At 70.6% G+C, this 23817-nt stretch carries 19 protein-coding genes; 16 read left to right on the top strand and 3 right to left on the bottom strand.

Features of this window, described 5'->3' with window-relative positions; all coding sequences use genetic code 11:
* Positions 1-273: 273 nt before the first annotated feature.
* From ACIQAK_RS03770 to ACIQAK_RS03750, 5 genes are read left to right on the top strand one after another with little or no spacing between them, the layout of a single operon-like run.
* Positions 274-1392, top strand: coding sequence for a DegT/DnrJ/EryC1/StrS family aminotransferase (locus ACIQAK_RS03770; RefSeq protein WP_366387939.1), 1119 nt, complete (start codon positions 274-276; stop codon positions 1390-1392).
* Complete coding sequence (locus tag ACIQAK_RS03765; protein ID WP_366387940.1) at positions 1389-2408, top strand: Gfo/Idh/MocA family oxidoreductase; 1020 nt, start codon at positions 1389-1391, stop codon at positions 2406-2408. Before ACIQAK_RS03770 ends, ACIQAK_RS03765 begins: the two co-directional genes overlap by 4 nt.
* On the top strand, positions 2398-3978 hold the full coding sequence (locus ACIQAK_RS03760; RefSeq protein ID WP_366387941.1) for a glycosyltransferase family 4 protein: 1581 nt from the start codon (positions 2398-2400) through the stop codon (positions 3976-3978). Before ACIQAK_RS03765 ends, ACIQAK_RS03760 begins: the two co-directional genes overlap by 11 nt.
* The gene (locus ACIQAK_RS03755; RefSeq protein WP_366387942.1) at positions 3975-5594 is read left to right on the top strand and encodes a glycosyltransferase family 2 protein; all 1620 of its coding nucleotides are present in this window, start codon (positions 3975-3977) and stop codon (positions 5592-5594) included. Before ACIQAK_RS03760 ends, ACIQAK_RS03755 begins: the two co-directional genes overlap by 4 nt.
* Before the next feature lie 5 nt (positions 5595-5599).
* Positions 5600-6883, top strand: a complete 1284-nt coding sequence (locus ACIQAK_RS03750; protein ID WP_366387943.1) for a nucleotide sugar dehydrogenase — start codon at positions 5600-5602, stop codon at positions 6881-6883.
* A gap of 144 nt (positions 6884-7027) precedes the next feature.
* Here ACIQAK_RS03750 and ACIQAK_RS03745 read toward each other — a convergent pair whose 3' ends face one another.
* Positions 7028-7630, bottom strand: a complete 603-nt coding sequence (locus ACIQAK_RS03745; protein WP_366387944.1) for an acyltransferase — start codon at positions 7628-7630, stop codon at positions 7028-7030.
* A 270-nt stretch (positions 7631-7900) separates the two neighbouring features.
* On the opposite strand from ACIQAK_RS03745, the gene rplU reads away from it, so the two are divergent.
* The 6 genes from rplU to ACIQAK_RS03715 all read left to right on the top strand — a co-directional run bounded on the left by rplU (position 7901) and on the right by ACIQAK_RS03715 (position 15721).
* A complete protein-coding gene (gene rplU / locus ACIQAK_RS03740) occupies positions 7901-8221 on the top strand; it encodes a 50S ribosomal protein L21 (RefSeq protein WP_010062939.1) in 321 nt (106 codons plus the stop codon).
* A 14-nt stretch (positions 8222-8235) separates the two neighbouring features.
* Positions 8236-8493, top strand: coding sequence for a 50S ribosomal protein L27 (gene rpmA / locus ACIQAK_RS03735; RefSeq protein WP_015608479.1), 258 nt, complete (start codon positions 8236-8238; stop codon positions 8491-8493).
* 143 nt (positions 8494-8636) lie between these two features.
* Positions 8637-10073, top strand: coding sequence for a GTPase ObgE (obgE, locus tag ACIQAK_RS03730; RefSeq protein WP_366387945.1), 1437 nt, complete (start codon positions 8637-8639; stop codon positions 10071-10073).
* A gap of 396 nt (positions 10074-10469) precedes the next feature.
* Positions 10470-11969 carry a bifunctional cytidylyltransferase/SDR family oxidoreductase gene (locus ACIQAK_RS03725; RefSeq protein WP_366387946.1) on the top strand — a complete coding sequence of 500 codons (1500 nt, stop codon included), beginning with the start codon at positions 10470-10472 and terminating at the stop codon, positions 11967-11969.
* A gap of 227 nt (positions 11970-12196) precedes the next feature.
* Positions 12197-14320, top strand: a complete 2124-nt coding sequence (locus ACIQAK_RS03720; RefSeq protein ID WP_366387947.1) for a hypothetical protein — start codon at positions 12197-12199, stop codon at positions 14318-14320.
* Positions 14321-14479: 159 nt separating this feature from the next.
* The gene (locus tag ACIQAK_RS03715) at positions 14480-15721 is read left to right on the top strand and encodes a glycosyltransferase family 2 protein (RefSeq protein ID WP_366388589.1); all 1242 of its coding nucleotides are present in this window, start codon (positions 14480-14482) and stop codon (positions 15719-15721) included.
* 67 nt (positions 15722-15788) lie between these two features.
* Here ACIQAK_RS03715 and ACIQAK_RS03710 read toward each other — a convergent pair whose 3' ends face one another.
* Positions 15789-17210, bottom strand: coding sequence for a polysaccharide pyruvyl transferase family protein (locus ACIQAK_RS03710; protein ID WP_366387948.1), 1422 nt, complete (start codon positions 17208-17210; stop codon positions 15789-15791).
* Positions 17211-17510: 300 nt separating this feature from the next.
* Between ACIQAK_RS03710 and proB the strand changes: the two genes are divergently transcribed.
* The 5 genes from proB to ACIQAK_RS03685 all read left to right on the top strand — a co-directional run bounded on the left by proB (position 17511) and on the right by ACIQAK_RS03685 (position 22755).
* Positions 17511-18629 (top strand): glutamate 5-kinase, encoded by a 1119-nt coding sequence (gene proB / locus ACIQAK_RS03705; RefSeq protein WP_366387949.1) that lies wholly within the window; start codon positions 17511-17513, stop codon positions 18627-18629.
* Positions 18630-18756: 127 nt separating this feature from the next.
* The gene (locus ACIQAK_RS03700) at positions 18757-19248 is read left to right on the top strand and encodes a hypothetical protein (RefSeq protein WP_366387950.1); all 492 of its coding nucleotides are present in this window, start codon (positions 18757-18759) and stop codon (positions 19246-19248) included.
* 98 nt (positions 19249-19346) lie between these two features.
* Positions 19347-20630: a glutamate-5-semialdehyde dehydrogenase gene (locus ACIQAK_RS03695; RefSeq protein ID WP_366387951.1), complete on the top strand. Its 1284-nt coding sequence runs from the start codon at positions 19347-19349 to the stop codon at positions 20628-20630.
* Positions 20631-20785: 155 nt separating this feature from the next.
* Positions 20786-21358 (top strand): hypothetical protein, encoded by a 573-nt coding sequence (locus ACIQAK_RS03690; RefSeq protein WP_366387952.1) that lies wholly within the window; start codon positions 20786-20788, stop codon positions 21356-21358.
* 239 nt (positions 21359-21597) lie between these two features.
* On the top strand, positions 21598-22755 hold the full coding sequence (locus tag ACIQAK_RS03685; RefSeq protein WP_366387953.1) for a hypothetical protein: 1158 nt from the start codon (positions 21598-21600) through the stop codon (positions 22753-22755).
* On the opposite strand, the gene ACIQAK_RS03680 is transcribed toward ACIQAK_RS03685, so the two are convergent.
* Positions 22691-23809, bottom strand: coding sequence for a M48 family metallopeptidase (locus tag ACIQAK_RS03680; protein ID WP_366387954.1), 1119 nt, complete (start codon positions 23807-23809; stop codon positions 22691-22693). The genes ACIQAK_RS03685 and ACIQAK_RS03680 overlap by 65 nt on opposite strands.
* Positions 23810-23817 lie beyond the last annotated feature (8 nt).

The following is a 23817-nucleotide window of genomic DNA, read 5'->3' as shown; positions in this document are numbered from 1 at the left end:
GCCGCGGGCTTTGTTTCAGAACTGATGCAAGCGGCGGTTAACGGGCCCGAAATGGGCCGAGAAATCCCTGATAATGTGACGGCGGTCGCTGGACTGTCAGGATTCTTCGCAGAAACTACAACCGGTGACCGGCCCGGTGACAGACAGACCGGACCAGAATCCTCGGCAGGGCGTCGGCATCGCGCCGGTGGGGTTACGCGCGGCCTCGTAAGACGTCCCGCGCCCAGAGCTCTGCCCTGTAACGAGCTCTTGCGGTGTTCAAGGAGGACGTCCATGACGAGCATCAACGAGCAGCCGATCCCTGCTGCCCGTCCGGTCATCGGGGAAGACGAGATCGAGGCCGCCGTACGCGTACTGCGCAGCGGCCGGGTCGTGCAAGGGCCCGAGGTCGCGGCCTTCGAGGAGGGCTTCTCCCGCCTGGTCGACGGGCGGCACTGCGTCGCCGTCAACTCGGGCACATCGGCCCTCCAGCTGCTGCTCCTCGCGCTGGGGATCGGCCCCGGCGACGAGGTGATCGTCCCCTCGTTCTCCTTCGCGGCCTCCGCCAACGCGGTCCGCCTGGTCGGCGCCGACGCGGTCTTCGCCGACATCGAGCCGGGCAGCTTCGGCCTCGACCCGGCGGCCGTCGAAGCCGCGATCACCCCGCGCACCGCCGCGATCATGCCGGTCCACCTCTACGGTCACCCGGCGGCCATGGACAAGATCATGCCGATCGCCGAGAAGCACAAGCTGGCCGTGGTCGAGGACGCCTGCCAGGCCCACGCGGCGGCGCTGAACGGCACCCCGGTCGGCGCGTTCGGCGCGGGCGGCACCTTCAGCTTCTACCCGACCAAGAACATGCACTCCCTCGAGGGCGGCATGGTCTCCACGGGCGACGCCGAACTGGCCCGTACGCTGCGCCTCCTGCGCAACCAGGGCATGGAGCAGCGGTACGCCAACGAGATCGTCGGCGCCAACATGCGGATGACCGACGTGAACGCGGCCGTCGGCCGCGTCCAGCTCGCCAAGGTCGAGGGCTGGACCGAGCAGCGCCGCGCCAACGCCGCCTACCTCGACGCCAACATCACCGCCCCGAGCGTCACCCTGCCGCCGGTCGCCGAGGGCGCCCGGCACATCTACCACCAGTACACCGTCCGGATCCGGGGCGACCGGGACGCCGCGATGGCCAAGCTCACCGAGGCGGGCGTCGGCAACGCGGTCTACTACCCGACGCCGATCCACCGGCTGAAGCCGTACTGGGAGCCGGACCAGAAGGCGGGCCGCAGCTGGGAGCTGCCGGAGACCGAGAAGGCGGCCGCCGAGGTCGTCTCGCTGCCGGTGCACCCCTCGCTCACCCGACACGACCTGGAGCGCATCGTGACCGCCGTGAACTCCCTGGGGGAGAACCTGTGAGCGCCGTGCTGAAGGCCGGGCTCATCGGCCTGGGCTCCATGGGCCGCAACCACGCCCGGGTCCTCGCCGGCCTGGAGGGCGTCGAGCTGGTCGCCGTCGTCGACCCGATGGGCGACAAGAACGGCTGGGCACAGGGCGCCCCCGTCCTGTCCACCGTCGAGGAGCTCATCGCGCTGGGCATCGACTACGCCGTCGTCGCCTGCCCCACCGGCCTGCACGAGGAGGTCGGCCTCCAGCTCGCCGACGCCGGCGTCTGCGCCCTGATCGAGAAGCCGCTCGCGGACACCGTCGAGGGCGCCCGCCGCCTCGTCGAGGCCTTCGAGTCCCGCGACCTGGTCGCCGGCGTCGGCCACATCGAGCGCTGCAACCCGGCCCTGCTCTCGCTGCGCAGCCGCCTGGAGGCCGGCGAGCTGGGCGACGTCTACCAGGTCGTCACCCGCCGCCAGGGCCCCTTCCCGCACCGGATCGCCGACGTCGGCGTGGTCAAGGACCTCGCCACGCACGACATCGACCTGACGGGCTGGGTCACCGGCCAGACGTACACCTCGATCGCCGCGCACACCGTCTCCAAGTCGGGCCGCCCGCACGAGGACATGGTCTCCGCGGTCGGCCAGCTGTCCGACGGCACGATGGTCAACCACCTGGTCAACTGGCTGAGCCCGCTCAAGGAGCGGTTCACCTCGGTCACCGGAGAGCGCGGCTGCTTCATCGCCGACACCCTCACCGCCGACCTCACGTTCCACTCCAACGCCGCGGTCACCACCGAATGGGAGGCGTTGCGCGCCTTCCGCGGTGTCTCCGAGGGCGACATGATCCGCTACGCGATCCCCAAGCGTGAGCCGCTGCTTGTCGAGCACGAGCTCTTCCGCGACGCTGTACAGGGCAAGCCCGCCGACATCTGCACCTTGCGCCAGGGGCTTCGTACCGTCGAGGTGGCGACTTCGCTGCTCGACTCGGCCAACAGTGGCCGGACCGTTGTATTCGAGACAGGAGAGCACGCTCGTCATGGCGATTGAGAGCTCGGCCGCAGGGCCGGAGCGCAGTTCCCGGGGAAAGATCGTCATGCTCGTCGACAACGGCGTCAACGGCGATTCCCGGGTACAGAAGGAAGCTCGCTCAGCCGCGGAAGCCGGCTGGGACGTGGTGCTTCTGGGCAAGTCGCCCACCAAGAAGAACCAGCGGTGGCAGCTGGGCGAGGCGCAGGTCCGCCTGCTGCACGTGCCGACTCCCATGCACCGTCGTCGCCACGAGTACCGTCGGCCCGGGCTGCGCTCGCCGCTCGCCTATCCGCCCGGCCCGCTCGCCGAGTACCGCAAGCAGCGGGTGAAGGCGTGGCGCGCCGAGCTGAACGTCCGGGGTGTCGAAGCCAGGCGCGACAAGTCGGCGCTGGGCGCCGCGCGTCTGCTGCCTCCGCGTCTGCTGGCGAAGGCGCTGAGCAAGTGGGTGCACCTGCGGGCCGGCCGCACGGAAGCCCTCGCGCAGCGGCGCAAGAACATGGACTCCCCGCTTGATCGTTTCACCACGGCCTTCTGGCTCCGCACCATGGGCGACCGTGCGTGGCGCCGGCTCGACCCGGCCCTGTGGGACTTCGAGCTTGCGTACGGGAAGGTCATCGACCGGCTCGAACCCGACCTGATCCACGCGAACGACTTCCGCATGCTCGGCGTGGCCGCGCGGGCGAAGCTGCGGGCCGAGGCCAAGGGCCGGTCCGTCAAGCTCCTGTGGGACGTGCACGAGTTCCTGCCCGGCATCAAGCCGTGGAGCCCGCACCCGCGCTGGCACATCGCGCAGTGCGGACACGAGCGCGAGTACGCGAAGTACGCCGATGCCGTCACCACGGTCTCGTCCACGCTGGCGGAGATGCTGGTCGAGCGGCACGGCCTGAAGGCTCTGCCGAAGGTGGTGCTCAACGCCCCGGACGCCGAGATCTCCCCGGAGCAGGCCGCGGAGCCGGTGCCGGACCTGCGTGAACTGTGCGGGATCGGCCCCGACGTTCCGCTGGCGGTCTACAGCGGCGCGGCGGCACCGCAGCGGGGCCTGGACATCATGGTCGAGGCACTGCCCCAGCTCCCGGGCACGCATGTGGCGTTCGTCGTCCTGCGGACCAACTCGGCGTACATGCAGGAGCTCAGGGAGCGCGCCGCCGAGCTGGGTGTCTCCGAGCGGCTGCACATCCTGCCCTACGTGCCGCACTACCAGGTCGTCCCGTTCCTGTCCGCGGCGAACGTGGGTGTCATCCCGATCCACCACTGGCCCAACCACGAGATCGCCCTGATCACCAAGTTCTTCGAGTACTCGCACGCCCGCCTGCCGTTCGTGGTGAGTGACGTGCGGACGATGGGCGAGATGGTGGCCCGGACCGGCCAGGGTGAGGTGTTCACCGCCGAGGACGTGTCCGACTACGTCAGGGCGGTCAAGTCGGTGCTCGCCGATGCCGCGAAGTACCGCGCGGTCTACGAAAACCAGGGGCTGCTGGAGAACTGGACCTGGGAGGCGCAGGCCGAGGTCCTGGACGGCGTGTACTCCGCGCTCGTCGAGGGGTCCCGTACCAGGATGGGGCGGTCGGACACCCAGGTGATGGCATGACACGAAGCCCCGACGTCAGCGTCGTCGTCGCGGTCTACAACACGATGCCCTACCTGACGGAGTGCCTGAACTCCCTGGTCCGGCAGAGCATCGGGCTGGACCGGCTGGAGATCGTGGCCGTCGACGACGGTTCGACGGACGACAGCGGCGCCGAACTCGACCGGTTCGCCGAGCGCTACCCCGGCGTCGTCAGGGTCCTCCACCAGGAGAACTCCGGCGGCCCGGCGGCGCCGAGCAACCGGGCGCTGGAGGTCGCGACCGGCCGGTTCGTGTACTTCATCGGCTCCGACGACTACCTGGGCGACGAGGCCTTGGAGCGGATGGTCGCCTGCGCCGACGAGCACGGTTCGGACATCGTGGTCGGCAAGATGGTGGGCACCAACGGCCGTTACGTCCACCAGAAGCTCTACGCGAAGTCCGACCCGGACATCAGCCTGTACGCGTCGAGCCTGCCGTTCACGCTGGCGAACACCAAGCTCTTCCGGCGCGAGCTGGTGGACAAGCACCGGCTGCGGTTCCCGGAGGACATGCCGGTCGGCAGCGACCAGCCGTTCACCATCGAGGCGTGCGTCCGGGCCCGCAAGATCTCGGTGCTCGGCGACTACACGTACTACTACGCGGTCAAGCGCGGTGACGCGAGCAACATCACCTACCGGGCCGACCATCTGGCCCGGCTCCGGTGCGCCGCCAGGATCATGGATCACACGGCCGGCCTCATCGAGGCCGGGCCGCAGCGCGACGCCGTCTTCAAGCGGCACTTCGAGTGGGAGCTGTCCAAGCTGCTGCTCGACGACTTCCCCGCTCTGCCCCTGGAGACCCGGCGGCGGGTCTGCGAGGGTCTCGCCGCCCTGCTGGAGGCCTACTTCACCGACGGGCTGCGCGACGCGACCGGAGTGAAGAGGCGGGTCCGGTTCGGCCTGGCGCAGCGGGGTGCCGTGGCGGAGCTCACCCGCGCCATCGCGGACGAGACCGACCACGGGGCGCCGCCCTTCCTGCTGGAGGGGGGCCGGGCCTTCGCGCCCTACCCGGGCTTCCGGGACGCCGGGGTCGGCCTCGACGACCGCTGGTACGAGGCGCGTGAGGGGGTCGCGGGCAGGCTCGCGGCCGGTACGAAGCTGGTGTCGGCGGACTGGGAGCAGGACGGGCAACAGCTCACCCTCGCCCTGAAGCTGCGCCTCGGCGTCACCGGCGACACGTCGTCGGCCATCGTCGCTCTCGCCCAGGGCGCGATGCCGCAGAGCGCCGACAACCCCGGCGCACGTAAGCTGCCCAAGGACGCCCTGCGCCCGAAGGCGGTGGGGGAGTTCACCAGGGAACCCGCCGAGGGAGGTGCCGGCATCCTGCTGGGCGCCCGTATCCCGGTCCAGCCAGTCCGGGCCAAGCGCGGCGTCCGCGTCTACGTCGACGTCGCGGGCTCCACGTACGAGATCCCGGTCCGCACCGAGGGCCTGCCGATGCCGCTGGCCCGGCGGTGGGGGGCGACCACCCCTCACCGGGTCGCGGCAAGCCCGAACCCGAAGGGGCGGCTCGTGATCACGACGGCCCCGCTGTGGGAACCGAAGCTTGGCATGGGCGCACTCTTGCGCCGAACGCTGTCCAGGTCGAAGAGGAAGTAACCCCGATGAACATCTGTGTAGTCGCGCTCGGCAAGATCGGGCTTCCGCTCGCCGTGCAGTTCGCCGCCAAGGGCCACAAGGTCATCGGCGCGGACGTCAACGAGAAGGTCGTCGAGCTGGTCAACGCGGCCACCGAACCGTTCCCCGGCGAGTACGACCTCGACGTCAAGCTCAAGGAGACGGTGGGCGCCGGCCTGTTCTCCGCGACGACGGACACCACGGCCGCGGTCGCCGCGTCCGACGCCGTCGTGGTCGTCGTCCCGCTGTTCGTGGACGCCGAGGGCACCCCGGACTTCGGCTGGATGGACAACGCCACCAGGGCCATCGCGGCGGGCCTGAAGCCCGGCACCCTGGTCAGTTACGAGACCACGCTGCCGGTCGGCACGACCCGTACCCGCTGGGCTCCGATGCTGGCCGAGGGCTCCGGCCTCACCCCGGGCGAGGACTTCCACCTGGTCTTCTCCCCGGAGCGCGTGCTCACCGGCCGGGTCTTCGCCGACCTGCGCCGCTACCCCAAGCTCGTCGGCGGCATCGACGAGGCGTCCGCCGCGGCGGGCGTCGCCTTCTACGAGGCCGTCCTCGACTTCGACGAGCGCGAGGACCTGCCCCGCCCCAACGGCGTCTGGGACCTCGGCACGGCGGAGGCCTCCGAGCTGGCGAAGCTCGCCGAGACCACCTACCGCGACGTCAACATCGGTTTGGCCAACCAGTTCGCCCGGTTCGCCGACAAGAACGACATCGACGTCAAGAAGGTCATCGAGGCCTGCAACAGCCAGCCCTACAGCCACATCCACCAGCCCGGCATCGCCGTCGGCGGCCACTGCATCCCGATCTACCCGCGGATGTACCTGTGGAACGACCCCGAGGCGACCGTCGTCCGCTCGGCCCGCGAGGCGAACGCCGCGATGCCCGAGTACGCCGTCGACCTGCTGGCCGCCGCCTACGGCGACCTGGACGGCGTCGGGGTCCTGGTGCTGGGCGCCGCCTACCGCGGTGGCGTCAAGGAGACCGCGTTCTCCGGCGTCTTCGGCGTCGTCGAGGCCCTGAAGGCGCGCGGCGCGGTGCCGTTCGTCTCGGACCCGATGTACACCGCCGATGAGCTGACCGCCCACGGCCTCGTCCCGCACGAGAGCCAGGCCGTCACCGCCGCGATCCTCCAGGCCGACCACGCCGAGTACCGCGAGCTGGCCGCCGAGGACCTGCCGGACGTCCGCGTCCTGGTCGACGGCCGCCGCACGACGGACCCGGCGAAGTGGGCCGGTGTGCGTCGCGTCGTCATCGGCGGCTGACACCGCCGGACAGCACCGAGGAGCCCCCCGCCGTCGCCGGTCGGGGGGCTCCTCGCGGTGCGGACCCGGTACGCCTCCGGCCCCCAGGCCCGCGCGGCGCGCTCCCGCCCGGAGGGTTACTGCGGCGCGCTCCGGCCCGGAGGGTTACGCGGCGCGCTCCCCGAGCACCCCGTCCTTCTCCTCGTACACCGTCCCGCTCTGCGGGCACTCCCACACGCCCGGCTCGCCCTCGCGCGCCACCAGGCGCACGCCGCTGCGGCCCACCCAGCCGATCCGCCGGGCCGGTACGCCGACGACCAGGGCGAAGTCCGGGACGTCCTTGGTCACCACGGCACCGGCCGCGACCATGGCCCACCGGCCGATCCGCACCGGGGCGACACAGACCGAGCGCGCACCGAGCGAGGCGCCCTCGGCGACCTTCACGCCCACGGCCTCCCAGTCGCCGCCGCGCTTCTGCTTGCCGTCGGGGTCCACCGAGCGTGGGTTGTGGTCGTTGGTGAGGACCACCGCCGGTCCCACGAAGACGCCGTCGCCGAGCTCGGCGGGCTCGTAGACGAGGGCGTAGTTCTGCAGCTTGACGTTGTCGCCGATGCGGACGCCGGTACCGACGTACGCGCCGCGGCCGACCACGCAGCCCGCACCGAGCTTCGCGCCCTCACGGATCTGCGCCAGCTCCCAGACGCTGGAGCCGGCCCCGATCTCGGCGGTCTCGTCGACCTGGGCGGTGGGCTGGACCCTGTAGTTCACTGCTGCGCCTTCCGGGAGGTGTCTGCTTGTCCGGCGAGCATACGGTCTTCCCGCCCGCACCCCGGTTTGACCCCCCACCCCCCCGCCCCGTAACCTTGACCCTCGGTGTGTTTCCGTACGCACCTGCCCCTGAGCACATCCCTCCCGGTAACGGTCGGTGTTCGCGCCGTCCGCCAGGAGAGGCCGCTCATCCTTCCGGATCGCCCCGGGCCCCGGCCCGTGCGAGCGGCTGGCATCAGGGGATCCGTTCCGAGCGAGAGAGAGATCCGCGTGTACGCCATCGTGCGCAGCGGTGGTCGCCAGCACAAGGTAGCTGTCGGCGACATCGTTGAGGTTGACAAGATTTCCACTGCCAAGGTTGGCGACACGGTCGAGCTCTCGACCCTGCTCGTTGTCGACGGTGACGCGGTCACCAGCGACCCGTGGGTGCTGGACGGCATCAAGGTCACGGCCGAGATCGTGGACCACCACAAGGGCGCGAAGATCGACATCCTTCGCTACAAGAACAAGACCGGCTACCGCCGTCGCCAGGGTCACCGCCAGCAGTACACGGCGATCAAGGTCACCGGTATCCCCACGGCTGCGAAGTAAGGGACTGAGAACACATGGCACACAAGAAGGGCGCATCGTCCACTCGGAACGGGCGCGATTCCAATGCTCAGCGGCTCGGCGTGAAGCGCTTCGGCGGTCAGGCCGTCAACGCCGGTGAGATCCTGGTCCGCCAGCGTGGCACCCACTTCCACCCGGGCACGGGCGTCGGCCGTGGCGGCGACGACACGCTGTTCGCGCTGACCGCCGGTGCGGTGGAGTTCGGTACGCACCGTGGCCGCAAGGTCGTGAACATCGTTCCGCTCGCCGTCTGATCTCCCGACGCGCGCAGAACGACACACAGCACCTTTCCGAGGGCGGATCTCAGCTTTCCCGGTAACCGGGGAAGCGGGTCCGCCCTCGGCGTGTTACGACAGAGACAATTCCGTATTTACCGCAGTACCTGGAGGCACCAACCATGACCACCTTCGTGGACCGCGTCGAGCTGCATGCCGCCGCGGGTAACGGAGGCCACGGCTGCGCCTCCGTACACCGTGAGAAGTTCAAGCCGCTGGGCGGCCCCGACGGGGGCAACGGCGGACGGGGCGGCGATGTGATCCTCGTCGTCGAGCAGTCCGTGACCACGCTGCTGGACTACCACCACAGCCCTCACCGCAAGGCCACCAACGGCCAGCCCGGCGCCGGCGACAACCGTTCCGGCAAGGACGGCCAGGACCTCGTCCTGCCCGTGCCCGACGGCACCGTGGTCCTCGACAAGCAGGGGAACGTGCTCGCCGACCTCGTCGGCCAGGGCACCACCTTCGTGGCCGGTCAGGGCGGCCGCGGCGGCCTCGGCAACGCGGCGCTGGCCTCCGCCCGCCGCAAGGCCCCCGGTTTCGCGCTGCTCGGCGAGCCCGGTGAGGACCGGGACATCGTCCTGGAGCTCAAGACCGTCGCCGACGTGGCCCTCGTGGGCTACCCGAGCGCGGGCAAGTCCTCGCTGATCTCGGTGCTCTCCGCGGCCAAGCCGAAGATCGCGGACTACCCGTTCACCACGCTCGTCCCGAACCTCGGCGTCGTCACCGCCGGCTCGACTGTCTACACCATCGCCGACGTCCCGGGCCTCATCCCCGGCGCCAGCCAGGGCAAGGGTTTGGGCCTGGAGTTCCTGCGCCACGTCGAGCGCTGCTCGGTGCTCGTGCACGTCCTGGACACCGCCACCCTGGAGTCCGACCGTGACCCCGTCTCCGACCTCGACATGATCGAGGAGGAGCTGCGGCTGTACGGCGGCCTGGACGACCGGCCCCGCATCGTCGCCCTGAACAAGATCGACATCCCGGACGGCCAGGACCTCGCCGACATGATCCGCCCCGACCTGGAGGCCCGCGGCTACCGCGTCTTCGAGGTCTCCGCGATCGCGCACAAGGGCCTCAACGAGCTCAGTTACGCGCTCGGCGGGATCATCGCCGAGGCGCGTGCGGCCAAGCCGAAGGAGGAGGCGACCCGCATCGTCATCCGTCCCAAGGCCGTCGACGACGCGGGCTTCACCGTCACCCTGGACGACGAGGGTATCTACCGGGTGCGCGGCGAGAAGCCCGAACGCTGGGTGCGCCAGACCGACTTCAACAACGACGAGGCCGTCGGCTACCTCGCGGACCGGCTCAACCGCCTCGGCGTCGAGGACGCCCTGATGAAGGCGGGCGCCCGGGCCGGCGACGGCGTGGCCATCGGGCCCGAGGAGAACGCGGTCGTCTTCGACTGGGAGCCGACCGTGACGGCCGGCGCCGAGATGCTGGGCCGCCGCGGCGAGGACCACCGGCTGGAGGAGCCGCGCCCCGCGGCGCAGCGCCGCCGGGACCGCGACGCCGAGCGCGACGACGCACAGAAGGAGTACGACGAGTTCGACCCCTTCTAAGGAACACTCGCGCGCTCGCTCCCTTCTAAGTCGCAACTCGCGCACTCGCCCCCTTCCAGGGAGCATTCGCCCCCTTACCAGGAGCAGCGGGAAGCAGGACCGGACGGCTCGGCTCCAGAGGGAGCCGAGCCGTCCGGTAGCCTCGGGCCCGGATAGCGGGTGGCCCCGGCCGTTTCGGCGGCACACCGGGTGCCCGGGCCACGGATGTGCCGATTACGCAACACCTCTGTGGATTCGATCACTCCGCGTACCGGGCCCGCACCATCCAACCTCCCTGGCCAGAGGGTGAACTGCGGGTTTCCGCGGGACGAGGGGCGGACGACGTCCACCTTGCGAGACGGTCACGGAGAGTGCGACCATCACACTGTTCCCCCGTCATAGCAAGGTAGGTCGTCTGTGTCTGTGCCGAACGAAGCCAAGCCCCGGACCACAGCGGTCGTTCTCGCCGGTGGTACCGGACAGCGCGTGGGGCTGTCGATCCCCAAGCAGCTGTTGAAGATCGCCGGCAAGGCAGTCATCGAGCACACGCTGACCATCTTCGAGAACGCCGAGGACATCGACGACGTCATCGTGCTGATGGCGCCCGGTTTCGTGCCGGACATCGAGAAGATCGTCGCCAAGGCCCAACTGACCAAGGTCACCCGCGTCATCGAGGGCGGCTCCACTCGCAACGAGACAACCGAGCGTGCCATCGCGGCCCTCGGTGAGGGCCTGGCCGAGGGTGAGGACCGCAACGTCCTCTTCCACGACGCGGTACGCCCCCTGCTGTCACAGCGTGTGATCAAGGACTGTGTCGACGCCCTCGACCGCTACCAGGCCGTCGACGTCGCCATCCCCTCCGCGGACACGATCATCGTGACCCGCACCCACGGCGAGGACGGGGAGTTCATCACCGAGGTCCCCGACCGCTCCCGGCTCCGCCGCGGCCAGACCCCGCAGGCGTTCAAGCTCTCCACCATCCGCAAGGCCTACCGGATCGCGGCGGGCGACCCCAACTTCCAGGCGACCGACGACTGTTCGGTGGTCCTCAAGTACCTCCCCGACGTGCCGATCTACGTGGTCGCGGGCGACGAGTACAACATGAAGGTCACCCAGCCGGTCGACGTCTTCATCACCGACAAGCTCTTCCAGCTCGCCTCCACCGCCGCCCCGCGCCAGGCCGACGAGGCCGCCTACCGCGAGCTCCTCTCCGGCAAGACCCTTGTCGTCTTCGGCGGTTCGTACGGGATCGGCGCCGACATCGCCACGCTGGCCGAGAGCTACGGCTCCAGCGTCTACGCCCTCGGCCGTTCCACCACCGGTACGCACGTGGAGAACCCGGTCCACATCGACGAGGCGCTCTCCAAGGCGTACGCGGAGACCGGGCGCATCGACTACGTCATCAACACCGCGGGCGTCCTGCGCATCGGCAAGCTGGCCGAGACGGACAACACGACGATCCAGGAAGCGCTCAACGTCAACTACCTGGCCCCCGTCCAGATCGCGCGCGCCTCCTACAAGTACCTCGCCGAGACCCAGGGCCAGTTGCTGCTCTACACCTCCAGCAGCTACACCCGGGGCCGTGCCGAGTACAGCCTCTACTCCTCCACCAAGGCCGCGATGGTCAACCTGACCCAGGCGCTCGCCGACGAGTGGGCGGGGGAGGGGATCAGGGTCAACTGCGTCAACCCGGAGCGGACCGCGACGCCGATGCGCACCAAGGCGTTCGGCCAGGAGCCGGAGGGCTCGCTGCTCTCCTCGGAGGCCGTGGCGCGCACCTCGCTGGACGTGCTGCTCTCCGCGCTGACCGGTCACGTCATCGACGTACGGCAGCAGGACCCGACGGCCGGAGCCTCCGCGTCCTCCGGGTTCGAGCAGGCGCTGGCCTCGGTGCTGGACCGTCAAGAAGATGTGTAATAATTCTTGACAATTGTGCTTTTACGGGCCTCTGTTATCGCTTAGCGCGATCGCAGAGGCCCGAATGCGTGAAGCCGCAGCTTCACATTTACCTCAATACGTGAATCAAACCGGCACCCCCCTGGAGCAGGTTCTTCGTGATTTCGACAGCCATTCGCCTGGCCCGCGTGGGTAGCAGGTCAGAACTGGCGGCAGCGTTGTTGATGGGGCTGGGATATCCCTGCGTCATGCTTGCCGCGCTCATTCCGAACATCTGGTTCTTCGCGGCGGCCGCGGCGCTCACGTACGCGGCGGACTGGTATCTGCACCAGCGGGGGAGCTATCTGGTCAACCGGCTCAGCAAGGTGCGGGCCGGACTGCCCATCCGCTTCCTGCTGCGTCAGCTGATGCTCATCCTGCTGCTGGCCAGGCTGGACCTCGCCGAGGAGCCGCTGTTCTACACGGCGGTCGCCTGCTTCCTGCTCTTCTACGGCCTGCAGGCCCCGCACGGCGCCCTGACGACCCTGATCCGGCTCCGCCGCACCATGCCGGTCGTCACCCGCAACGTGGACCTGCACGCCGTACGCATCCCCGACGCTCCGCCGGGTGCGCTGCTGCGCCGCTGCGCGGAGAAGATGCTGCACCTCGACATCCCGGCGATGGCCGCCATCGTGATCGCCGCTGGGACCGGCGAGGACGTCATCGGCTACGTGGGCGCCGCGCTCACCCTGCTGCTCGCCCTGACCTACCTCGCGGCGCTGCTCCCGTACGTGCGCCGTAGCCGCCTGGTGCCGCCGGCCGCCGCCGTGCTCAAGGCCGTCGACACCTGGCTGCGCGAGTACCAGCCGACCGTGGTGCTCTACTTCTCCGGCTCCAACGAGTCCGCCTACCAGGGCAACATGTGGCTGGAGACCATGGCCCGCGTCGAGGGCCGGCCGCTGATCATCATGCGGGAGCGCGGCCTGGTCCCGCAGCTGTCCGACACCTCCGTCCCGGTGCTCTGCGTCCCGGCCGGCACCCACCTGATGAACCTGAACCTCTCCACGGTTCGGGTCTGCCTGTATCCGGCCAACGTCGGCAAGAACATCCACATCCTGCGGGTGCCGACCATGAAGCACGTCTTCATCGGCCACGGCGACAGCGACAAGCTCGCCAGCGTCAACCCGTACTCCAAGGTCTACGACGAGGTCTGGACGGCCGGCCGGGCCGGCCGCGACCGCTACGCGCTGGCCGACGTGGGCATCCGGGACGAGGACATCGTCGAGGTCGGCCGCCCCCAGCTGGAGCCCATCAAGAGCTGGACGGGCTCGGTCAAGAACCCCATCCCGACCGTGCTGTACGCGCCCACCTGGGAGGGCTGGGACGACAACCCCGGCAACACCTCCCTGCTCCTGGCGGGCGAGAACATCGTGCGCCGGCTCCTGGCCGCCGACGACCCGGTCCGGATCATCTACAAGCCGCACCCCTTCACCGGCATCCGCAGCGCCAAGGCCAGGGCGGTCGACGCCCGCATCCGGGGGATGCTGGGGCAGGCGGCCGGCCAACGCGCCGCCGAGCCCCGCTGGGCGAAGGAGGCCGAGCGGGCGTCCGCCGCCCACAGTGCCGCCAAGGCCGAGCTGGTACGCATCGACGCCCGCCTCGCGGGGCTCGAGGTCGTGGGCCGCTCCGGCGGGGACGACGCCGAGAAGTCGAGGGTCTCGCTCGCCGACCCCGCCCGCGAGGCGGAGACCGCGCAGCTGCGGGCCGCGTGGAACGACGCCTACTGGCGGTCCTTCGGCTGGTGGGAGCACCGTACGGTGACGGGCGCGCAGCCCAAGCTGTACGACTGCTTCAACGAGTCCGACGCCATGGTCTCGGACATCTCCAGCGTGGTCTCCGACTTCATCGCCAGCGGCAAGCCGTACGCGGTCACCGACTCCGCGGCGCTCGGTGCCGAGGAGTTCAAGCGGCAGAACACCGCCGTACGGGCCGCGGTGATCCTCTCCAACAGCGCCGAGGAACTCGACGAGCTGCTGACCGCGGTGGCCGACCCGGCGGCGGACGCGCTGGCGGACGCCCGCCGTGAGCTGAAGACCTACCTCCTGGGGCCGGACGAGCCGACCTCCATGGAGCAGTTCAACGCCGCCGTACGGGCGCTCACCGCCAGGGCGGAGGCCCGCAACGCGGGTGTCGCCCAGCGGCTCGGCGACCAGGCCCTGGCCGTCCCGGACCGCGAGGCGGCCTCCAGCGGCGTCGGTACGGGCGAGCCGGAGGCACTGGCCGAGGCCGGTGTGGCGGCGGACCCGGACGCGATGGGCGCGTCCGAGGCCGAGGGCGAGTTGGACGCGGCGGCGCAGACCGCGGTCAGCGAGGGGACCTCGGCGGCGCGCTGAAGCGTGCGCCGGAGCGCAGTTGCCGAAGCAAAAGCAACCGTGACGGCGGCCCGTACGTCTTCCTTCCGGGGCAGATGTACGGGCCGTTCGGCGTGTTGACGCATAAAGCGTGCAGAGTCGGTCATTGGCCCTCTTTCGTGATCCAATCGACGGGTGCGGATGGCCGACATGACCAGGACGAACGACAAGCCCGATGTCACCGTGATCATCGGGGCGTATGAGGCGATGCCCTACCTCATCCGGTGTCTGGAGTCCGTGGAGGCGCAGACGATCGGGGCCGGGCGCCTGGAGGTCGTCGCGGTCGACGACGGTTCCACGGACGGCACGGGCGAGTACCTGGAGGAGTTCGCGGCGCGGACGGCGATTCCCACGCGGGTGGTCCGGCAGGCCAATTCCGGAGGCCCCAGCGGTCCGCGGAACGTCGGCCTGAAGCTGGCCCGCGGCCGGTACGTCTTCTTCCTCGACGCCGACGACTACTTAGGCGAGGAAGCCCTGGAGCGCATGGTCGCCATGGGCGACCGGGCGGGCACGGACGTGGTGCTCGGAAAGGTCGTCGGCGTCAATCGCGGTGCGGCCAAGTCCATGTGGAAGCAGACGGTCGAGCGAGCCGACCTGTACACGTCCAACATCAAGTTCACGCTGAGCGCGCAGAAGCTGTTCCGGCGCGACCTCCTCACCCGGCTCGGCCTGACCTTCGACGAGCAGCTGAAGACCGGCGAGGACGCCCTGTTCACCATGGAGGCGTACCTGCGCGGCAACGGGGTCTCCGTCGTCGCCGACTACACCTGCTACTACCTGGTGGGCCGGGACGACGGCAAGCACGTCACGAAGAGCGGCACCTACGTGCTGCGTTTCGACTCCGCCAGGGCGCTCATGAAGCTCATCGCCGCCCATGTCCCGCCGGGGCCGCAGCGTGACGTCCTGATGGTCCGGCCCTTCGTCATCACCCTGCTGCCGCAGTTCGGCCCCGCGCTGCTGCGGCAGAGCCAGGCGGTGCAGCGGAAGAAGATGGAACTGGCGGCCCCGCTGCTGGAGGAGTACTGGACACCGGGGCTGGCCCGCCGCCTCAAGGTCCAGGAGAGGCTCCGGCTGGTCTGCGTGGCCCAGGGGCGGCTCGATCTCCTCCTGGGCATCCTGCAGTTCGTGAAGGACAAGAAGGAACCCAAGGCGGTCCGCAAGGGCGTCCGGGGGCGCCTCCACCTCGCCTACCCGTACTTCGGCGAGCGAGGAGGACTGCCGGACTCGGCGTACGAGCTGACGGTGACCGAACGGATCGGTGGCGGGAAGCCCAAGGTGCCGCAGCGGCAGTCCGCCGCGGTCTTCATGCGACGCCTGGCGCGCAAGGCGCGCAGGACGGCGCGAGCCGCCATGGCTGCTCCGCGGCGGGCATCGCGGAGCTGATCCGGACGGTCACCGCGCCACGGCGGAGGTACTCCGAGCCGGTGGCGGCGCCCTTCGGTCTTCCTCGCTACTCGGGGCGCAGCAGTCTCTTGACCGGGCGTCCCACCACACGACGGGCCCGGCGGTAGGCCGACGGCCAGGCGGTCTTTCCCTCTCCCGCCTGCACCTTGATGTTGACCGGGACGCTCTTCTTGGCGAGCTGGTTGCGCAATTGGGCGTTCTCCGCGGACAGCTCCTCCATGCGGCTCCGCAGCCAGCCGAGACGGCCGCTCAGCGCCTCGGGGTCGCTGTCGGTCCACGGGCGGGCCGCGGGCGGGAGCGTGAGTCCGGCCAGCTGCGCCTCGAACGCCGCACCGCCGTCGCCGTGCGTGAAGGTGTTCTCCAGGCCGTTCTTCTCCATGAACCCGGTGAAGCGGAGGAACCGCTCCTTGTGTCCGTTCACCAGCTCACCGAAGTCGGCCGCCTCGTAGAGCTCGGCGGGGTCGATGTCCTTGGGGACCTCGGTGATCTCGCGGTGCGGGATTCCGAAGTACCGGCAGAGCTCCAGGGTCCGGGAGTCGCTGCACAGGACGGTACTGGGGACACCGGCCAGCAACGCCGCGATGTTGCCGTGGATGCGGGAGCCGAAGGAGAAGTCGAACTCCCGGAGTTCGCTGATCCAGGTGGCCGGGTCGATGTAGAGGCGGACCTTGCCCTCGCGGTACATGGGGTGCGAGGGGTGCGTCGGCATCGAGGTCTGCGTACCGGAGACGTGGGACGTCTCGCGCCAGTGCAGCAGCTCCCCTTCGAGGAGGTTCTGTCCGATGAACCTGAGGTTCGGATAGCGCTGGTGGGCCTGCCGGATGATGGAGTCCATCCCCTGCGAGCGGACGGCGCTGTGCGAACCGTTGACCGAGACGCGTGACTCGGAGGTCAGCGACTCCACGCGCTTGTCGACGGTGAACGTCTCGCCGTGCATGAACATGGAGGGGCAGCCGATGACCTCGACGTCCCGGAACCCCATGTCCTTGAGGTACTGCTCCGTGAACTCGCCCCGCACGCCGATCGAGGCGCTGCGGTCGAGGACCGCCGTGACGAACGCCCTGACCGCCGGCTCCAGCGGCTTGAGCCGCGCCGCGTTGTACTTCAGGTCGGCCTGGGCGCCGACGCCCAGGACGACGACGGGGATCCGCAGCTTGGTGATCAGCTGCGTCATCCGCGTCAACGACCGCTCGAACGAGGGGCGGAAGGCGTTGGCCAGGGGGACGACGAAGGCGTCGTACTCCTCGTTGATGCGCTCCGCCTCGGACGCGATCGTCCTGATCCCGTTGGAGACCACTTCCGTCCGTGGCGTCGTGAGGATCTTGTGCGCGGCGTCGCTGAAGATCAGATTTCCCGCGTTCGTCGCAAAGACGTCTCTGTGGAGGGACTGTTCGAGGGAGTCCACATCGAAGGGGCTTTTGCCCGACCTGAGAAGTACACGTCTTTTGCGGGTGGGTTCATCAGTCACGTATAGAGCGTAGCCTGATGAAACACCGCCGAAGATTACGTGAAGGGCTCGTCCCCGGCCCATGGCGCAGCCGATCGGAGGGGCCGGCCGGGCCCCGCGGGGCGGCGTGCCGGGCACCCGCCCCGGAGACGGCGTCGCAGCCGCTGAGACGGACCCGGCGGCCCACGGCCCGCCTCGCGTAGATTGTGGGCGCCGATGAGGACGACATGATGGGGACGGGCGTACGTGTCAGGGGCAAGTGAATCCGAAGGCGCACTCCGCACACCCTCCGACGGGGCAGGCGCGGGCCGCGGGCCTGATGTGACCGGCGCCCGCAGGATCGTCGTCAAGGTCGGCTCCTCCTCGCTCACCACGGCCTCCGGCGGCCTCGACGCCGACCGGGTCGACGCCCTCGTCGACGTGCTGGCCAAGGTCCGGGACGGCGGCGAACGCGAGGTCGTCCTCGTCTCCAGCGGTGCCATCGCCGCCGGGCTCGCCCCGCTAGGCCTGGTCCGCAGGCCCAAGGACCTCGCCCGCCAGCAGGCCGCCGCCAGCGTCGGCCAGGGCCTCCTGGTGGCCCGCTACACCGCCTCCTTCGCCCGCTACGGCGTCCGCGTCGGCCAGGTGCTCCTCACCGCCGACGACACCAGCCGCCGCGCCCACTACCGCAACGCCTACAGCACTCTCGACAAGCTCCTGGAGATGGGCGCCGTCCCCGTCGTCAACGAGAACGACACCGTCGCCACCGACGAGATCCGCTTCGGCGACAACGACCGGCTCGCCGCCCTCGTCGCCCACCTCGTCCACGCCGACCTGCTGGTCCTGCTCTCCGACGTGGACGGCCTCTACGACGGCCCGCCCGGCACCCCCGGCGCCTCCCGGATCGCCGAGGTCGCCGGCCCCGACGACCTGGCGGGCGTCACCATCGGCAGCGCCGGCAAGGCGGGCGTGGGCACCGGCGGCATGGTCACCAAGGTCGAGGCCGCCCGTATCGCCACCGCCGCCGGGGTCCCCGTCGTGCTCACGTCCGCCAGCCGGGCCGCCGACGCCCTGGCGGGCCGCGACACCGGTACGTACTTCCACCGCACCGGCCGCCGCTCCGCCGACCGGCTCCTGTGGCTCGCCCATGCCTCCACCCCGCAGGGCGCGCTCACCCTGGACGACGGCGCCGTACGGGCCGTGGTGGAGCGCCGCACCTCGCTGCTGCCCGCCGGGATCTCCGCCGTCGAGGGCGAGTTCAGCGCCGGCGACCCGGTCGAACTGCGCGATCCGCGCGGCACCCCGGTGGCCCGCGGACTCGTCAACTTCGACGCGAAGGAGATCCCCCAGCTGCTCGGCCGCTCCACCCGGGAACTGGCCCGTGAACTGGGCCCCTCCTATGAGCGCGAGGTCGTACACAGGGACGATCTGGTCGTTCTCGCGCCCCGCCCCACCCCCTGAAACGGCTGAAAGTCCCGCCATCGGGCAGGGACCTTTACCAAAACCGCCCCACACCAGGCCGTGGACTGGTCCACTTTGTAGCGGGGAATCAGGGGTCCGCACAGCAACACATCACAGGAGGCCGCCGGTGAGACGAGCGCGCCCGGGGGCGTCGCCCCGAGGCACGGGCAGCCGCGCCCTGACGAGTGTCGGAGCGGGGGCTGATTTCGACCGGAACCCGCCCCTGGGAGGCACCGCCGAACAGGAGCCGGTGACGGAGCGGCAGGAGGACCGCCCACTGTCGAAACTGTGGCACATCACCCTCAGCGTCTCGGGCACCGAGACCCCGCTGGGGGAGGTCAGACGCGGCCTGGAACAGCTCGCGCACGACCATCCCTTCCTGCTGACCAGCCGCTACGCCACCGACCACGCGGAGATCCGCTACTGGGAGGAGGCCCGCGACCTGCACGACGCGGCCGCGGTCGCGCTGCGGCTGTGGGGCGAGCACCGCTCCAGCGCCCAGCTCCCGCCGTGGAAGATCGTCGGCCTCGAAGTCATCGACCGCGAGACGTACCACCTGCGCATCGCCGAGGGCTACGGGCCGCCGCCCGCCGCCCCCGTCGGCGTGCACCCCTACTGACCCCGGGGTGCTCCGGGGGGCGTCCACCCCTCGGGTCGGGCGTCTCGCATCACGGAATACGTGCCGTATGCCCGCAGAGTGCGCATTACTCTGCGGGCATGACCACGCTCTCGCCCTACGACAACATGTCCCCGGTCGCGCAGACCGCCTACCGGGCCCGTGCGGCCGCCGCAGATATCGCGCCACTTCCGCGCGCTGCCAAGGACGACGCGCTGCTGGCCATCGCGGACGCCCTCGAAGTGCGGACCGCCGAGATCGTCGAGGCCAACGCGCAGGACGTCGAGCGAGCCCGCGAGGCCGGCACGAGCGAGGGCGTCATCGACCGGCTCACCCTCACCCCGGAGCGCATCCGCGCCATCGCCGCCGACGTACGCGACGTGGCCGCGCTGCCCGACCCGGTCGGCGAGGTGGTGCGCGGCTCCACCCTGCCCAACGGCATCGACCTGCGCCAGGTCCGCGTCCCGCTCGGCGTGGTCGGCATCATCTACGAGGCCCGCCCCAACGTCACCGTGGACGCCGCGGCCCTCTGCCTGAAGTCCGGCAACGCGGTCCTGCTGCGCGGTTCCTCCTCCGCCTACGCCTCCAACACCGCCCTGGTCCGGGTCCTGCGCGACGCGGTCGGCGGCTCGGGCCTCCCCGCCGACGCGGTGCAGCTCGTCCCCGGTGAGAGCCGCGACTCCGTACGCGAGCTGATGCGCGCCCGCGGCCTGGTCGACGTCCTGATCCCGCGCGGCGGCGCCTCCCTGATCCGTACGGTCGTCGAGGAGTCCACGGTCCCCGTCATCGAGACCGGCACGGGCAACTGCCACGTGTACGTCGATGCCCGGACGGACCTGTCCATGGCGGTCGACATCCTGATCAACTCCAAGGCCTCGCGCCCCAGCGTCTGCAACTCCGCCGAGACCCTGCTCGTCCACAAGGACGTCGCCGACGCCTTCCTGCCGCTCGCCCTGGACGCGCTCGCCGAGGCCGGAGTCACCGTGCACGGAGACGAGCGGGTCCTCGCCCACGCCGAGTCCACCAAGGCCACCGTGGTCGCGGCGACGACGGAGGACTGGGAGACCGAATACCTCTCGTACGACATCGCGGCGGCGGTCGTGGACTCCCTGGAGGCGGCGGTGACGCACATCCGGCTCTGGTCCTCCGGCCACACCGAGGCCATCGTGACCACATCGCAGGCCGCCGCCCGCCGGTTCACCCAGCTGGTCGACTCGACCACGGTCGCGGTGAACGCCTCCACGCGCTTCACGGACGGCGGGCAGTTCGGTTTCGGCGCCGAGATCGGCATCTCCACGCAGAAGCTGCACGCCCGCGGCCCGATGGGGCTGCCGGAGCTGACCTCGACGAAGTACATCGTCACCGGCGACGGCCACACCCGGTAGCCGGCCCCTCGCCCGCACGCGCCCGTGCGCATGCCGGGCATCTCGCCCCGCGTGCGCACGCGGGTCATGGACCGGCCGCATGTTCCCCCTGCCGCCCGCCGGACGACTTTCCGGAGCACCTGCCCAAAAGGTCCCGGCACGGCTACGCTGAATCCGTGCCGGACGACGTGGGGGGCAAGCCGTTCCCGGACGGCTGGGAGCCCGACGACGACCGCGGGGGCGCGGACAAGGACTTCGCCTCCGTGGTGTTCGACGAGGACTTCGTCCGGGCCGCCACCGTCCACGAACCCACCGCCGTGGAGCGTCTCCTGGCCGCCGCGGAGGCCCGCGCGCAGGCCGACGCCGCCCGGGCCCGTCGCACGCGCCGTCCCTCGGACGGCGAGCACGGCCCACACAGGCGGCCCCGGACCTACCACGACCCTCAGGACCTCGACTACGACCCCGACGAGTACGACGACGGGGAGTCGGACCCCTACGGTCAGGGCGGCCCGCGGCCCTACCGGGGCGCCGCCCGCTGGCACCGCCCGGTCGCCTGGCTGCTGGCCCTGGTGATGGGTGTCGGCATGGTCGCCCTCGCCCTCTCCGCCGTCTACCGGGGCACGTCGGCGAGCCGCCAGGACCCGGTGGTGCCGCCCGTGACCAGCGGCGTGGACCAGCCCGGGGCGATTCCGCCGGCCCCCGTGGTCGACTCCCGCCCGGTGGTCTCCGCCACACCCGGCGCCCCCTGAGCCGTGCCACGCCGTTTCCCGGGCCGGGTGGCCGGTCCGCCTCAACCCTGTCACCCGTCCGGCGGTCCCGGCCGGTACCACTTCTCGCCGCGCTCCGCGTTTACGTACGCGCCGATCGACCTACTCTGAAGATGTGACCCCTCGCTTCCCGGGGGGCTTCTCGCTGCCGGACGCCCGATGGTCGAAGCAGACCGTCGCGCACCGGGCAGACCGGTGGTGTGGAGATCGGGAGAGAAGTCATGACAGGCCGCTCAGAACCGCCGAACGGCCCGCCCGAGAACCCCGAGGGCGGCGAGGACGAGTACCGCTCGCTCGTCTTCGACGAATCGTTCATCCGCAGTGCCCGCATGCAGGAGTTCTCAGCCCAGGAGCGGATGGGCGAGCACGCCCGCGCCGTGCGGACGCTGCCGGAGCCGGTGGCCCCGGCCGCCCACGGCTCCAGGGCCGCCATCGTGCTGGTCGTCCTCATCGCCCTGGCCTTCGCCACGGCCGTCTACATCGGCTTCCGCAACCCCTATCCGCAGCCCGTCACCCGGCGCGCCGAGCCGCTGCGGACCACCGTGGTGCCCCTCGCCCCGCGCGCAGCCGTACCCAGCGGATCACCCGAGCGGCTCTACCGGGCCGCCTCGCTCTCCGGCTTCCGGACCGGTGCGCAGGGCATCAACCTCCCCTCCGTACGGCGCACGCAGAACTTCTCGGACAGCCAGATCACCACTGCCCTCGCCATCGTCAAGGACTATCTGGTGGAGTCCTCGCTCAACCCGGACGTTCTCACCGGCCAGGTCCGCAGGCCCGTCGAACAGCTCCTGGACCCCGACCAGCGGGGCCAGTTCGAACGGTCCATGAGCAGCCCCGCCGACGACGGGCTGCACGCCGCCGCCGGCTGGCTGGTGCGCTTCGACCCGGCGCGGGTGGAGCTCGCGGACCCGCAGGTCCGGGTCCAGGGCACCCTCGCGTACGCGGAGGACGGCGCGGGCACCCTGGAGGTCGTCTCGGACCACACCTTCACCTACGCCCTGCGCCCGGCGGACGGCCCCCCGAAGGAGAACGGCGCCTCGCTCTTCACCGTCCGGCGCGAGCTGCACTTCCGCTTCGACCGGGAGGACCTGCGGCTGCACCGGCTGGAGCTGCGCACCGCCCACGTACAGGCCGGTCCGCAGTCCTGCTCGGCCGGTACGACCGGGGCGCTGCGCCCGCTCCTGGCGGGGGAGCGGGCCGACGACCGGGGCCCCGCGGCCACCGACCCGTACGCCCCGGGCCGGGCCGCGGCGGCACTCTGCGGGACCCTGGCGCCGCTGGGCGCCCCCGCCCCCTCCGGAACCCCCGGGACCGCTACGCCCTCGGCGGTCCCTCCTCGGGCCCCTGAGGCCCTTCGGAGCTTCCGTCCGAGCCGGTAGCCGAACCGCTGGCACCACCCTTCGCCCCGGCGGCACCTCCGGCGAACCTGTCGCGCAGCTTGCCGCCCAGGTCCCCGGCACCCCCGGCGATGTCACCGACCAGCTTCATCAGCGGGTCCTTGCTCGTGCGCACCGTGTCGGCGTAGTGCGAGGCGGACTCCCGGAACGAGTCCGACACCGAGGCGTCCTTGTCCTCGTCGCGCCGGGGGTAGTGGCCGTCCATGATCCGCTGGAAGTCGCGGGTCTCCGACCACTTCTTCAGCTCGCCGGCCCGCACCGTGGTGAAGGGGTGCGTCCGGGGCAGCACATTGAGGATCTTGAGGACCGAGTCCCGCAGATCGCCGCCCTTCTCGTACTCGTCGGCCTGGGCGAGGAAGGCGTCCACGTTCATCTCGTGGAGGTGGTTGCCACCGGCGATCTTCATCAAGCCGCGCATCGAGGCCTGGATGTCCTGGCCGACCAGGAGACCTGCCCGGTCGGCGGAGAGCTCGGACTTGCGGAACCACTCGCGCAGCGCCGTCACGATGGCCATGATCGCCACATTGCCCAGGGGGATCCAGGCGACCTTCACGGCCAGGTTGGTCAGGAAGAGCAGTATCGTCCGGTACACCGAGTGGCCGGAGAGCGCGTGGCCCACCTCGTGGCCCACCACCGCCCGCATCTCCTCCTCGTCGAGCAGCTCGACCAGGCCGGTGGTGACCACGATGATCGGCTCGTCCAGCCCGATACACATGGCGTTGGGCTGCGGGTCCTGCTTGACGTACATCGGCGGGACCTTCTCCAGGTCCAGGATGTAACACGCGTCGCGCAGCATGTCGTGGAGGTGGGCGAACTGCGCTTCGCTCACCCGGACGGAGTCGGAGAGGAAGAGCAGCCGCAGGCTGCGCTCCGGGAGCAGCCCGCTGAGCGCCTTGAACACGGTGTCGAAGCCGGTGAGCCTGCGCAGGGCCACCAGGGCCGAGCGGTCCGCCGGGTGCTCGTAGGCCCGGGACGAGATCCCGGGGAATCGCCTGCGCGCCCTGCTCGGCACGTTCTCGTGACTGCTGTCGGTCATGGATGGCC

Source organism: Streptomyces sp. NPDC088706 (assembly GCF_044752765.1).
Classification (GTDB): domain Bacteria; phylum Actinomycetota; class Actinomycetes; order Streptomycetales; family Streptomycetaceae; genus Streptomyces.
The sequence above is the reverse complement of the archived record's forward strand: the minus strand, read 5'-3'. Positions and strand labels throughout refer to the sequence as shown.

Coding starts and splice junctions, on each gene's coding strand:
- ACIQAK_RS03715 (WP_366388589.1), top strand. CDS start 14,480: ATGGCCGACATGACCAGGACGAACGACAAGCCCGATGTCACCGTGATC.
- ACIQAK_RS03760 (WP_366387941.1), top strand. CDS start 2,398: ATGGCGATTGAGAGCTCGGCCGCAGGGCCGGAGCGCAGTTCCCGGGGA.
- ACIQAK_RS03720 (WP_366387947.1), top strand. CDS start 12,197: ATGCTTGCCGCGCTCATTCCGAACATCTGGTTCTTCGCGGCGGCCGCG.
- obgE (WP_366387945.1), top strand. CDS start 8,637: ATGACCACCTTCGTGGACCGCGTCGAGCTGCATGCCGCCGCGGGTAAC.
- ACIQAK_RS03685 (WP_366387953.1), top strand. CDS start 21,598: ATGACAGGCCGCTCAGAACCGCCGAACGGCCCGCCCGAGAACCCCGAG.
- ACIQAK_RS03750 (WP_366387943.1), top strand. CDS start 5,600: ATGAACATCTGTGTAGTCGCGCTCGGCAAGATCGGGCTTCCGCTCGCC.
- ACIQAK_RS03695 (WP_366387951.1), top strand. CDS start 19,347: ATGACCACGCTCTCGCCCTACGACAACATGTCCCCGGTCGCGCAGACC.
- ACIQAK_RS03680 (WP_366387954.1), bottom strand. CDS start 23,809: ATGACCGACAGCAGTCACGAGAACGTGCCGAGCAGGGCGCGCAGGCGA.
- ACIQAK_RS03770 (WP_366387939.1), top strand. CDS start 274: ATGACGAGCATCAACGAGCAGCCGATCCCTGCTGCCCGTCCGGTCATC.
- rpmA (WP_015608479.1), top strand. CDS start 8,236: ATGGCACACAAGAAGGGCGCATCGTCCACTCGGAACGGGCGCGATTCC.
- ACIQAK_RS03755 (WP_366387942.1), top strand. CDS start 3,975: ATGACACGAAGCCCCGACGTCAGCGTCGTCGTCGCGGTCTACAACACG.